13 protein-coding genes are annotated in these 12,609 nt (G+C 68.6%); 9 read left to right on the top strand and 4 right to left on the bottom strand.

Annotated features, from left to right (window positions below):
- The 3 genes from A5695_RS19640 to marP all read left to right on the top strand — a co-directional run.
- On the top strand, positions 1-538 hold a 538-nt coding region (locus tag A5695_RS19640), incomplete at its 5' end, for a TlpA disulfide reductase family protein (RefSeq protein WP_068085865.1).
- Between the two features lie 29 nt (positions 539-567).
- Positions 568-1,383 (top strand): CoA pyrophosphatase, encoded by an 816-nt coding sequence (locus tag A5695_RS19635; RefSeq protein WP_068085854.1) that lies wholly within the window; start codon positions 568-570, stop codon positions 1,381-1,383.
- Between the two features lie 11 nt (positions 1,384-1,394).
- Positions 1,395-2,588 (top strand): acid resistance serine protease MarP, encoded by a 1,194-nt coding sequence (marP, locus tag A5695_RS19630; RefSeq protein WP_156749748.1) that lies wholly within the window; start codon positions 1,395-1,397, stop codon positions 2,586-2,588.
- On the opposite strand, the gene A5695_RS19625 is transcribed toward marP, so the two are convergent.
- Together A5695_RS19625 and A5695_RS19620 are read right to left on the bottom strand one after the other, a co-directional pair.
- The gene (locus A5695_RS19625; RefSeq protein WP_068085850.1) at positions 2,581-3,534 is read right to left on the bottom strand and encodes an alpha/beta fold hydrolase; all 954 of its coding nucleotides are present in this window, start codon (positions 3,532-3,534) and stop codon (positions 2,581-2,583) included. The two genes, marP and A5695_RS19625, sit on opposite strands and share 8 nt — an antisense overlap.
- Positions 3,535-4,062: a phage holin family protein gene (locus tag A5695_RS19620; protein WP_068085863.1), complete on the bottom strand. Its 528-nt coding sequence runs from the start codon at positions 4,060-4,062 to the stop codon at positions 3,535-3,537.
- Positions 4,063-4,404: 342 nt separating this feature from the next.
- Between A5695_RS19620 and A5695_RS19615 the strand changes: the two genes are divergently transcribed.
- Positions 4,405-5,103: a peptidase gene (locus tag A5695_RS19615; protein ID WP_068085847.1), complete on the top strand. Its 699-nt coding sequence runs from the start codon at positions 4,405-4,407 to the stop codon at positions 5,101-5,103.
- 6 nt (positions 5,104-5,109) lie between these two features.
- On the opposite strand, the gene acs is transcribed toward A5695_RS19615, so the two are convergent.
- Positions 5,110-7,059 (bottom strand): acetate--CoA ligase, encoded by a 1,950-nt coding sequence (gene acs / locus A5695_RS19610; protein ID WP_068085845.1) that lies wholly within the window; start codon positions 7,057-7,059, stop codon positions 5,110-5,112.
- Between the two features lie 113 nt (positions 7,060-7,172).
- On the opposite strand from acs, the gene A5695_RS19605 reads away from it, so the two are divergent.
- A complete protein-coding gene (locus A5695_RS19605; RefSeq protein ID WP_197515558.1) occupies positions 7,173-7,715 on the top strand; it encodes a DUF4232 domain-containing protein in 543 nt (180 codons plus the stop codon).
- 6 nt (positions 7,716-7,721) lie between these two features.
- Here the strand turns inward: A5695_RS19605 and A5695_RS19600 are convergent, their stop codons facing one another.
- Entirely contained in the window at positions 7,722-8,501 is a 780-nt protein-coding gene (locus tag A5695_RS19600; protein WP_068085856.1) for a hypothetical protein, read from the bottom strand.
- Positions 8,502-8,574: 73 nt separating this feature from the next.
- Between A5695_RS19600 and A5695_RS19595 the strand changes: the two genes are divergently transcribed.
- The 4 genes from A5695_RS19595 to A5695_RS19580 all read left to right on the top strand — a co-directional run.
- The gene (locus A5695_RS19595) at positions 8,575-10,194 is read left to right on the top strand and encodes an ABC transporter substrate-binding protein (protein ID WP_068085842.1); all 1,620 of its coding nucleotides are present in this window, start codon (positions 8,575-8,577) and stop codon (positions 10,192-10,194) included.
- Positions 10,195-10,198: 4 nt separating this feature from the next.
- On the top strand, positions 10,199-11,125 hold the full coding sequence (locus A5695_RS19590; protein ID WP_068085840.1) for an ABC transporter permease: 927 nt from the start codon (positions 10,199-10,201) through the stop codon (positions 11,123-11,125).
- Positions 11,118-11,981: an ABC transporter permease gene (locus tag A5695_RS19585; protein ID WP_068085838.1), complete on the top strand. Its 864-nt coding sequence runs from the start codon at positions 11,118-11,120 to the stop codon at positions 11,979-11,981. The genes A5695_RS19590 and A5695_RS19585 overlap by 8 nt, the downstream gene beginning before the upstream one ends.
- Positions 11,969-12,609 (top strand): ABC transporter ATP-binding protein (locus A5695_RS19580; RefSeq protein WP_156749747.1); only part of this gene is annotated, 641 nt, incomplete at its 3' end. The genes A5695_RS19585 and A5695_RS19580, both read left to right, overlap by 13 nt.

Raw genomic sequence — 12,609 nt, 5'->3', positions numbered from 1 at the left:
CACCGCGATGAACGCGCCGGACCGCGAACACCGGGACGCCGACACGCCGGCGGCGCTGGCGGGGCCGCGGCAGCGGGCCGATCTGGCCCCATGCCCCGGCGCCGGTGACGGTCCCGGGCCGCCGGCGTTGCGGGGGATCACGGTCGAGTGCGCGGCGGACGGCTCGGTTGTCGACGTCGCCCGCGCGCTGGCGGGGCGCCGGGTGGTCCTCAACGTGTGGGCGTATTGGTGCGCGCCTTGTGCGGCCGAACTGCCCGCGATGGCGGAGTACCAACGGCGGGCCGGGCCGGACGTGACGGTGGTGACCGTGCATCAGGACGAGAACGAGACGGCTGCCCTGCTGCGGCTGGCCGAACTGGGCGTTCGGCTGCCGACCCTGCAGGATGGCCGCCGTCGGGTCGCGGCGGCACTGGGTGTCGTAAACGTCATGCCCGCGACGGTGGTTCTGCGGCCGGACGGTAGCGTTGCGCAGATGCTGCCGCGGGCTTTCGACAGCGCCGACGAGATCGCCGCGGCGGTCGGAAACGACAAGGGATAAGCCGAAAATTGGACCGACTGGAGCGCCCGGTGAGTGTTGGGGGCACGCCCCCGCCCGCGGGTGGCGGGGCCCTGGACCCCACGCGCGGGTCACTTCCCCTGACGCCCGACGCCTCCCCGCCTTGGCTGCGCCCCCTGGTCGATAACGTCGAGCGGATGCCGGAGGCGTACCGACGCCGGCTGCCGGCCGACGTCCTGGCAATGATCACCGGCGAGGCGGTGTCGGCGTTGCGTGGCAGCGGCCGGGAAGCCGCCGTCCTGGTGTTGTTTTCGGGGCCGGAGTCCGCGACGGCCGACGACGGTCTCCCCGACGACGCCGACTTGCTGGTCACCGTGCGGGCGTCCACGCTGCGCCACCACGCGGGCCAGGCCGCCTTTCCCGGCGGGGCCTCCGATCCGATCGACGACGGTCCGGTGGCCACCGCCTTGCGGGAAGCCCGGGAGGAAACCGGAATCGACGTCTCCCGGTTGCGCCCTCTGGTCACGATGGAGCGCACGTTCATCGCGCCATCACGGTTTCACGTCGTCCCGGTGCTGGCCTACTCGCCCGATCCCGGGCCGGTGACCGTCGTCAACGCGGCCGAAACCGCGATCGTCGCGCGAGTTCCGGTGCGCGCCTTCATCAATCCGGCCAACCGGCTGATGGTGTATCGGGGCGACCTCGGGCGCCGGTGGTCCGGACCGGCGTTTCTGCTGAACGAGATGCTGGTTTGGGGATTCACTGGCCAGGTGATTTGTGCGATGCTCGACGTCGCCGGCTGGGCCCAGCCCTGGGACACCACCGACGTCCGCGAATTGGACGCGGCGATGGCGCTGGTCGGCGACCAGGGTGGTGCCCACCGATGAACATGAATTCGATGACCCCGTCCCAATGGCTGGACATCGCCGTGCTCTCGGTCGCCTTCATCGCGGCCGTCTCGGGCTGGCGTTCCGGCGCGGTGGGGTCGCTGTTCTCGTTCGTGGGTGTGTTGCTGGGCGCGATAGCAGGCGTACTGCTGGCGCCGCACCTGGTCAGCCACATCGCCGCGCCCCGCGCCAAGCTGTTCGCCGCCCTGTTCCTGATCCTCGCGCTGGTGGTCATCGGCGAGGTCGCCGGGGTGGTGCTGGGCCGGGCGGTGCGCGGCGCGATTCGCAGCCGCACGGTCCGCACGGTCGACTCGTTCATCGGGGTGGGGGTCCAGCTGGTGGTGGTCTTGACCGCGGCATGGTTGTTGGCCACCCCGCTGACACAGTCGAAGGACCAGCCGGAGCTGGCCGCCGCGGTCCGCGGCTCGCGGGTGCTGGCTCAGGTGAACGAGGTCGCCCCGCCGTGGCTGAAGACGGTGCCCAAACGGCTTTCGGCCCTGCTGAACACCTCGGGCCTGCCCGCGGTGCTCGAGCCGTTCAGCCGCACCCCGGTGATTCCGGTCGCCTCGCCGGACCCCGCGCTGGCCAACAATCCGGTGGTGCAGTCCACCGCGCCCAGCGTCGTCAAGGTGCGTAGCCTGGCGCCGAGTTGCCAAAAAGTGTTGGAGGGCAGCGGGTTTGTCATCGCCCCCGACCGGGTGATGACCAACGCCCACGTGGTGGCCGGGTCCAACAGTGTGCAGATCTACGCCAGCGGAAGCCCGCTGGACGCCACCGTGGTCTCCTACGACCCATCGGTCGACATCGCCATCCTCGCCGTCCCCAACCTGCCGCCCCCGCCGTTGGCATTCGCCCAGACCGAGGCGAAAACCGGTACCAGCGTTGTGGTGCTCGGTTATCCCGGCGGCGGTAACTTCACCGCGACTCCAGCCCGCATTCGCGAGGTCATCAAACTCAGCGGCCCCGACATTTACCGCGACCCCGCACCGGTCACCCGCGACGTCTACACCATCAGAGCCAATGTGGAGCAAGGGAATTCGGGCGGGCCGTTGATCGATTTGAACGGTCAGGTGCTCGGCGTGGTGTTCGGTGCGGCCGTCGACGACCCCGACACCGGGTTCGTGTTGACGGCCGACGAGGTGAACAGTCAGCTCGCCAAGGTCGCTGACACCCAACAGGTCACCACCGGCGCCTGCGTCAGCTGACCACGGAGACCAGGAACTTCATCAAGTGCCGGTTGATTTCGTCCGGCGCCTCTTCGTGGCTGAAATGCCCTGCGCCGGAGACGGATACATAACGTCCCTGCGGGGCGTAGCGTTGCGTCCGGTCGACCGGGTCGGCCAGCACGTAGGGATCGGCCTCGCCGCGCAGGTGTAGCAGCGGCACGCTGAGTTGCTGACTCATCGACTTCATGAATCGCCGGCCCTCGTCACGCAGCTGGCTGCGGACCGCCCAGCGCTGGTATTCCAGCGCGCAGTGCGCCGCCGACGGGATTTGGATCGCCAGCCGCTGGTAACCGATCGATTCGGAAAAGTCTTCGGAGGCAAGCCATTTGGCGCAGCTACGACTGCGGATGAGCCGCTCGATCTCGGCCCCGTTGTCCCGGGTCAGCAACCGTTCCGGCCAGACGGGTACCTGGTAGCGCAGTAGCGTCGACAACAGCGCGTAACCCTGGTCGCGTCGGGTCAGCGTGGCCCGGCGCAGCGCCGCCGGGTGCGGGGAGCTGATCAGCGCGATGGCCGACACCAGCCGGGCGTGCAGCAGCGCGGTGGCCCAGCACGCCAGCCCACCGTCGGCGTGTCCGACCAGCGTCGCCGAGGAGTGTCCCAGCGCGCGGATGAGGCCGGCGGTGTCGCCGGCCAGGGTCCAGCCGTCGTAGCCCCGGGGCGGCTTGTCGCTGCCGCCGTAGCCCCGCAGGTCGACCGCGACCACCCGGGCACCCGTGAGTCCTCGCAATTGATGGCGCCACGACCACCAGAACGAACCGAACCCGTGCAGCAGCATCACCAGCGGCCGGGCCGTGGGCGGTGCGGCCGGGTCAGCGTCGGCGGGCAGCGCCTCCACGACATGGAACCGGATGCCGTTGGCGTGCACGTCCAAATGCCGCCACGGCCCGTCGATGCGGGTTACCGACGGGTCCGGCGGGGCCACTTACCAACCTGATGGATCGGTTTCGGGCTTCTCGTGCCTCCCGCGCTCCTCGAGCTGCTTGGCCGCGCCCTGCGCCTTGTCGTGGCCCGGGGCGAGGGCGGTGCGCGTCTCCTTGACCGACTCAATCGTCTCCCGCGGCCCCCGGATCCGGCGCACCTTGAGGAAGCCCAGCAGCGCCAGCACGGCCCCGACCACGACCTGGATCCCGAACACGATCAGGAAAGCCACCCACCGCCACAGCCAGGTGTCGAGTAGCTCGGCCACGAAAAAGAAGAAAAAGAAGGTGGAGTAAAACAGCACCACCAGCGCGGCAATGAAGAAGACGCTGCCAGTCAGGCCCTTCTTGACGTCCCGGGTGATCTCCGCCCGGGCCAGCTCGACCTCGGCGCGCACCAGTGTGGAGACCTGCGTGGTCGCGTCCTTGATCAGGTCACCGATCGACGGCTCCGCGGGGCGGGCGTGCGGATCGGTCAGGGGGATCGTGGTCAGGGTGCTGGGCACACCGTTCTTGCCATCGGCTTTGCTCACGGACCGTCCCCTCTTTTCGTCACTGCCCGGCTTGCTGTCGTCGCGGTTCATGTTGCCATGCGCCGCCGGACCAGACGAGGCCAGCCGAAGACGGCCACCACCGGACCCGGGTCGACCAGGCGTTCTGCGCTCCGTTGAGCGACTGGTACCCGCTAGGAACGCGTCGAACCAGCCCCTTTGCCCGAGCCGGCGCGCCCGGGCGGCCGTTGTCGCATCGAAACCCACGCGCTGGCAATCGGACGATAAGGTCCGCGGGGCCGCGCCGGGCCCGGCGGGCGAGACACCCGGCCGACTAGACTGGCCAAGCCGGTCCGGGTCCGGCCTGTCGATGGGAGTGGTGCTGTGCAGACGGCGCACCGTTGCTTCGTGGCGACAATTGGGGCGGCACTCCTGGTCCTCTCGGGGTACCCCGTGCGCGCCGCGGCCGCCGATGTCAGGATCCCGATGGGCGGCGGGGCCGGCATCGTCATCAACGGGGACACCATGTGCACCCTGACGACCATCGGGGGCGATTCCGCTGGCGACCTGATCGGCTTCACCTCGGCGCACTGCGGCGGCCCAGGCGCGCAGGTCGCCGCCGAGGGCGCGGAGAACGCGGGCATCCTGGGCACCATGGTTGCCGGCAACGACAACCTCGACTACGCCGTCATCAAGTTCGATCCCGCCAAGGTGACACCGACGGCCAACTACAACGGCTTCGCGATCAACGGCATCGGCCCGGACCCGGCCTTCGGCGAGATCGCCTGCAAGCAGGGCCGCACCACCGGGAACTCGTGCGGCGTCACGTGGGGGCCGGGCCAGGACCCGGGCACCATCGTCATGCAGGTTTGCGGCCAGCCCGGGGATTCCGGGGCACCGGTGACCGTGAACAACATGCTGGTCGGCATGATCCACGGGGCGTTCAGCGACAACCTGCCGACGTGCGTCATCAAGTACATCCCGCTGCACACGCCGGCGGTGGTCCAGTCATTCAACGCCGTCCTGGCCGACGTCAACACCAAGCACCGGCCGGGTGCGGGGTTCACGCCCCTACCGGCCTGATCTGAGCTACTTCGAAGCCTGGATCGCGTCGAAGACGCTGGGGTCCAACAGCGTCGACGTGTCTCCAAGCTCCCGCTTCTCGGCGACGTCACGCAGGAGCCGGCGCATGATCTTGCCGCTGCGGGTCTTGGGCAGTTCGGGCACCACGTGGATCTCACGCGGCTTGGCGATGGGTGAGATCTCCCGGGCCACCTCGGCGCGCAACTCGTCGACGATTCCGTCGTGCACCTCGTACTCGGCGCACAAGACGACGAACGCGCAGACCGCCTGGCCGGTGGTCTCGTCGTTCTTCGCGACCACCGCGGCCTCGGCCACCCCGTGGTGGCCGACGAGCGCCGACTCCAATTCGGCGCTCGAGAGCCGGTGCCCCGACACGTTCATCACGTCGTCGATGCGGCCCACCACCCAGATGGCGCCGTCGCGGTCGTAATAGGCGCTGTCCCCGGCGAAGTACCAGCCCTGGTCGGCGAATCGAGACCAGTAGGTCTCGACGTAGCGCTCCGGATCGCCCCAGATGCCGCGCAGCATGGACGGCCACGGCTGGTCCAACACCAAATAGCCGGTGACGTGTTCGCCGTGGTGAATGGTGGGCGTCAGGTGCTCGCCGTGGTCATCGACGATGCTGGCGGAGATGCCCGGCAGCGCTCTCATCGCCGAACCCGGTTTGGCCGCGGCGACCCCGGGCAACGGGGAGATCATCGCGGCGCCCGTTTCGGTCTGCCACCAGGTGTCCACGATCGGGAGGCGCTCGGCGCCGATCACCTTGCGGTACCACCGCCACGCCTCGGGGTTGATCGGCTCGCCCACTGTGCCCAGCAGTCGCAGGCTGGACAGGTCGTGCGCGTCGGGGATCTCGCGCCCCCACTTCATGAACGTCCGGATCAGCGTGGGCGCCGTGTAATAGATTGTCACGCCGTACTTTTCGATGATCTCGAAGTGCCGGTGCTGGGTCGGGGAATCGGGGGTGCCCTCGTAGAGCACCTCGGTGACGCCGTTGGACAGCGGACCGTAGACGCCGTAGGTGTGGCCGGTGACCCAGCCGATGTCGGCGGTGCACCAGAAGACGTCGCGTTCGGGCTTGATGTCGAAGATGTAGTAGTGCGTGTAGGAACACTGGGTCAGATAGCCGGCGCTGGTGTGCACGATGCCCTTGGGCTTGCCGGTGGTGCCCGAGGTGTACAGCAGGAACAGCGGCTGCTCCGCGTCGAAGGGCTCCGGGGTGTGGTCGGGCGACGCGGCGTCGACCACGTCGTGCCACCACAGGTCGCGGTCGTCGTTCCACGACACGTCAATCCCGGTTCGCCGCACCACCAGGACGCGCTCGACGGGACTCTCGGAATCCGAGACGGCCTCGTCGACCGCGTCCTTCAGCGGTGCCGGCTTGCCGCGGCGGAATTGCCCGTCGCTGGTGATCACCACCTTGGCCTGGGCATCGGCGATACGAGCCCGTAGCGCCTTGGCGGTGAAGCCGGCGAACACGACGCTGTGCATGATGCCCAGCCGGGCGCAGGCGAGCATCGATATCACCGCTTCGGGGATCAGCGGCATGTAGATCGCGACGCGGTCGCCGGCGACCAGGCCCAGGCCGGTCAGGGCGTTGGCCGCCTTGCACACCTCGGCCCGCAGATCGGAATAGGTCAGGCTGCGGCTGTCGCCGGGCTCTCCCTCCCAGTGGATGGCGACGCGGTCGCCGAGCCCGGCCTCGACGTGGCGGTCCACGCAGTTGTAGGCGACGTTGAGCTTGCCGTCGGCGAACCACTTCGCGAACGGCGCCTGCGACCAGTCGAGCACTTCGGTGAACGGCGTCGACCAGGAGAGCCGGTTCGCCTGTTTGGCCCAGAAGGCCAGCCGGTCCTCCTCGGCCTCGCGATACAACTCCTCGCCGGCGTTCGCCTGCTCGGCGAACGCCGGCGGCGGGGGGTACGACGACGGGCCTACGGCGTCGGTCGCGGTCACTGGCTTCCTCCTAGTGTCGTGGCTCGTCAACCGTCAGAGCCTAACGCTGCAAGGTGAAAAGGGAAGCGCCAAATTCGGGTCGAACGCCGCTCCCATGGCGGATAATCACCGGTGTGCCCGGCCAGGGGCGGCGTATCCGCCGACTCGTTCCCAGCTTCGCCGCGGCCGCAACGATTTACGCGGCCGCCGCCCTGCTGGGGTCGTCGGCGTGGGCCATGCCGATCGACACCGCCGACGCACCCACCCCGTGCTGGTCGGACCGGATCGCCGTCACCGCCTCGCCGACCCAGGCCGCCGTGGGCCATCGCGCAGCCACGCTGGTGTTCAGCCTCGCCAGTGGTGCGGAACCCTGCACGCTGACCGGATACCCCGGCGTCGACTCGGGGTTCGGCGGCCCGCTCATCCACGCGCAGCCCACCTTGCGCGGCTACATGGGTGGTCTGCCGCGCGGCGCCGAGGTGCCGCCCACCGTGATCCTGTCCTTGTCAACCCAGGGGCAGGCCGTCGTGGAGGGGGTGGCCATCGACCCCAACGGCGAACCCTGCCCGACCTATACCGATCTGCTGGTCAATCCGCCGGACACGACGGTGGTGCTGAGCGTGCCGGTCACCATCGACGCCTGCGCGTTACAGGTGCATCCGCTGACGCCCGTCTGAGCGACGTCACGAGTCGGCCCGTGCCAGGCAATACACGCGGGCCGGCTCCGGGTAGCTGACGCCTTTCGTCCCTTGCGGGCATTGGGTGGTGTCCGTGCTCCCGTCGATGCGCTGCGCGATTTTTACCTGCACCCGGTTCGAGTCGCCGCAGTCGCCCGGCCTCAGGCTGACGGCTTCGCCGTCACTGATGTACACATAGCAACGGCCCTGTTGCAGGTTGATGAGAAAGCACAGTGTCGTCGAGTGGTTGCTGGCGCGCTCATAGATCGAGTGCTCCCGTTTGCCGTCGGGGCAGCTGTCCGAGGCGTTCCCCTTGAACGCGAGTTCGTAAGTCGCCGCAGGGTCGCTACAGCCGCTGATCAGGCGGGCATCGAAACGGTTTGCCTTGTAATCACTTTCGCTGATGCAATCGCCCACCCGCAGTAAGGACTCGTCCTTTTGGCTGGAGATTGCCCGCGCGGCGTGGTTGACGATCCCGAACCCGCCCAGCGCCACCAAGACCAAACCGACGGTGATCAGCGTGGTGGCGGACTTGCTTGTCCGCGGCCGCGGCGGGACGCCCGGCGGGTAACCGGGATGGGGCCAACCGGGGTAGCCGATCGCCTGCGGTGGCGGCGCCGGGGGATACGGGTAGGCGGGCGGGAGTTGCCGCCGGCGTCCCCGCGAGCGCTCCCAGAGCCCGACCACCAGACAGATCAAGCCAGTCGTCGGTAGGCCGATCAAGAACAGCAGCCGGCCCGCGTGCACGGCGGGATCCTCGGCGGAAGCAAGATACGCGACGACCACCACGAAATCGTAGGTCGCCGAAGCCGGCGCGGGCACTTCACCGCCGCTGCGCGGCAGGCCCTAGGGTCGGATCATGCACCGGATGCGGGCCGTTGCGGCCGCCGTGGTCGTGGCGGTCGCCGCGCTGACCGCGTGCGGCGGCGGTGCGCTGACCCCCGACCTGGTGGTCGTGAACGGTGGGGAACCGCCCAACCCGTTGATCCCGACCGGCACCAACGACAGCCTCGGAGGTCGGATCCTGGATCGGTTGTTCGCCGGTTTGGTGTCCTACGACGCCGCGGGAAAACCGTCGCCGGAAGTGGCGCAGTCGGTCGAGACATCCGACAACGTCAACTACCGGATCGTGCTCAAGCCAGGCTGGAAGTTCACCGATGGAACGCCGGTGACGGCCCATTCGTTCGTCGACGCGTGGAATTACGGAGCGTTGAGTACCAATGCCCAACTGCAACAAAGCTTCTTCAGCCCGATCGTCGGGTACGACGAGGTCGCCGGGCTGACGGGAGACGGCAAGCCGGCCCGGACCACGATGTCCGGCCTGCAAGTGGTCAACGATCTCGAGTTCGACGTGCGGCTCAAGGCGCCGACCGTCGATTTCGCTTTGCGGCTGGGACACAATGCGTTCTACCCATTGCCGGCCAGGGCGTTTCGGGACATGGCCGCGTTCGGCCGCAACCCTGTCGGTAACGGCCCATACGAGCTGGCGGACGGTGCCGACGGCCCGGCCTGGGAACACAACGTCAAGATCGACCTGAAACCCAACCCCGACTACCACGGCAATCGCAAACCCCACAACAAGGGCCTGCGGTTCGAGTTCTACGCCAACCTCGACACCGCCTACGCCGACCTGCTGTCCGGCAATCTCGATGTGTTGGACACGATTCCGTCCAGCGCGCTCACGATCTACAAGCGAGACCTGGGCGGCAACGCGGCCAGTGGGCCCGTCGCGGTCAGCCAATCGCTCGACACGCCGTTGCGGCTGGCGCATTTCGGCGGCGAAGAAGGCCGGCTGCGCCGCTTGGCGTTGTCGGCGGCCATCAACCGGGCGCAGATCTGCCAGCAGATCTTCAACGGCACCCGCAGCCCGGCCCGCGACTTCACCGCCAGCTCATTGCCGGGATTCGATCCACACATCCCGGGCAACGACGCATTGGACTTCAATCCCGAACGGGCGCGCCAACTCTGGGGCCAGGCCAACGCGATCTCGCCGTGGAGCGGGCGGTACTCCATCGCATACAACGCCGACAGCGGCCATCAGGAGTGGGTGGACGCGGTGGCCAACAGCATCAAGAACGTGCTGGGCATCGACGCCGTCGGCGCGCCGCACCCCACGTTCGCGGGTTTCCGCACCCAGATCACCAACCGCACCATCGAGACCGCGTTCCGCGCGGGCTGGATCGGTGACTACCCGTCGATGATCGAATTCCTGGCCCCGCTCTACACCACCGGAGCGGGATCCAATGACGTCGGGTACTCGAACCGGGACTTCGACGCCGGCCTGGCCGCCGCCGAGGCCGCACCCAACCTGCCACAGGCGGACGTCCTGGTCAACAAGGCCCAGCGAATCCTGTTGCGCGACATGCCCGCCGTGCCGCTGTGGTATTACATCGCGGTGGTCGGATGGTCGTCGCCGGTGAGCGGCGTCAAGCTCACCTGGAACGGTCTGCCCGACTACGAGAACATCGTGAAGGCCTAGCGACATGGCTTGGTACATCGCGCGCCGGATCGCCGCCATGGTGCCCGTCTTCGTCGGCGCCACGCTGCTGATCTACGGCATGGTGTTCCTGTTGCCCGGCGATCCCGTGGCCGCGATCGCCGGGGACCGTCCGCTGACCCCCGAGGTCGCCGCGCAGCTGCGGGCCCGTTACCACCTCGACGATCCGTTCATCGTGCAGTACCTGCGCTACCTCGGCGGCGTCCTGCACGGCGACCTAGGCCGTTCCTACTCCGGGCTGCCGGTGAGCGACGTTCTGGCACATGCGTTTCCGGTGACGCTAAGGCTCGCACTGGTCGCCCTGATAGTCGAAGCGGTGCTGGGCATCGGCTTCGGGGTGATCGCCGGCCTGCGCACCGGAGGGATCTTCGACTCGACCGTGTTGCTCGCGGGGCTCGTCATCATCGCGGTCCCCATCTTCGTGCTGGGGTTTCTGGCCCAGTTCGTGTTCGGGGTGAAACTGGGCCTCGCGCCCGTGACGGTGGGCGAGAGGTCGACGATCGCGCGTCTGCTGCTGCCCGGCGTCGTGCTGGGCTCGGTGTCGTTCGCCTACGTGGTGCGGTTGACCAGGTCGGCGGTGGCTGCCAACGCACACGCCGATCATGTCCGCACCGCCACCGCCAAGGGGTTGTCCCGGCCGCGTGTGGTGACCGTGCACATCCTGCGCAATTCGCTGATTCCGGTGGTGACGTTCCTGGGGGCGGACCTGGGGGCGCTGATGGGCGGAGCCATAGTGACGGAAGGCATCTTCAACATTCACGGCGTCGGCGGTGTGCTGTATCAGGCCGTCACCCGACAGGAGGCGCCGACCGTGGTGTCGATCGTGACGGTGTTGGTGCTGATCTACCTGATCACCAACCTCGCGGTGGACCTGCTGTATGCCGCTCTGGACCCGAGGATCCGGTATGGTTGAGCGTGGCGGCTTTTGGCGCGACACCCGGCGGGGGCTGCGCGGCCGGCCGAAGTTCGTCTTCGCCGGCCTGCTGATCCTGTTCATCGTTGCGGTGGCGATGTTCCCCGCGGTGTTCACCGGCGCCGATCCTAGCTATGCCGATCCCAGTCAGAGTCTGCTTGGACCGTCGGGCGCGCACTGGTTCGGCACCGACCTGCAGGGGCACGACGTCTACGCCCGCACCGTCTACGGCGCGCGGGCTTCCGTCACCGTCGGCTTGGGGGCGGCCGTGGCGGTGTTCGTCGTCGGCGGCGCACTCGGCGCGCTGGCCGGCTTCTACGGCGGTTGGGTCGACGCGCTGGTCTCCCGCGTCAGCGATGTGTTCTTCGGGTTGCCGCTGCTGCTGGCGGCCATCGTGCTCATGCAGGTCATGCATCACCGCACGGTGTTTACCGTGATCGCCGTCCTCTCCCTATTCGGCTGGCCGCAGGTGGCCCGCATCGCGCGAGGATCGGTGCTCGCGGTGCGTGCCAGCGATTACGTGCTCGCCGCGAAAGCCCTGGGGCTGAGCCGTTTTCAGATCCTGCTGCGCCACGCGCTGCCCAACGCGCTGGGCCCGGTCATCGCGATGTCCACCATCGCCCTGGGTATCTTCATCGTCACCGAGGCCACGCTGTCCTACCTGGGCGTCGGGCTGCCGCCGACGGTGGTCTCCTGGGGCGGCGACATCAACCTCGCCCAGACGCGGCTGCGGGCGGGCTCGCCGATCCTGTTCTACCCGGCCGGCGCGCTGGCGATCACGGTGCTGGCCTTCATGATGATGGGTGACGCGCTGCGCGACGCCCTGGACCCGGCGTCCCGAGCGTGGCGGCCGTGACCGGCGTACCACTGCTGGCCGTCGAGGGCCTCAAAGTCAGCTTCGGCGATCACGCCGCCGTCCGCGGCGTGGACCTCACAGTCCTGCCGGGCCACACCGTCGCGGTGGTGGGCGAGTCGGGGTCGGGGAAATCCACCACGGCGGCCGCGATCCTCGGGCTGCTCCCCGCGGGCGGGCGGATCACCGCCGGTCGCATCGTCTTCGATGGATCCGACATCGCCGGTGCGGGACGTCGGACACTGCGCGCGATCCGGGGACGCGAGATCGGCTACATCCCGCAGGACCCGATGAGCAACCTCAATCCCGTCTGGAAGGTCGGTTTCCAGGTCTCGGAAGCGCTGCGGGCCAACACTTCCGATCGGCGTACGCGGCGGCGTGCGATCGAGCTGCTCGGTCAGGCCGGCATGCCCGACCCGGCGAAGCAAGCCGGCCGCTACCCGCACCAGCTGTCCGGTGGTATGTGTCAGCGGGCGCTGATCGCGATCGGGATGGCTGGCCGGCCGCGGCTGTTGATCGCTGACGAGCCGACCTCGGCGCTGGACGTTACCGTGCAGCGCCAGGTCGTGGGTGATCAGCAGCAGCGCGGTGCCGAGTTCCGCGGTCAGCCCCTGCAGGTGATCGAGCACCT

The organism is Mycobacterium sp. E1747 (assembly GCF_001667775.1).
Classification (GTDB): domain Bacteria; phylum Actinomycetota; class Actinomycetes; order Mycobacteriales; family Mycobacteriaceae; genus Mycobacterium.
Note: the sequence above shows the minus strand (reverse complement) of the source record. Positions and strands in the feature narration are given on the sequence as shown.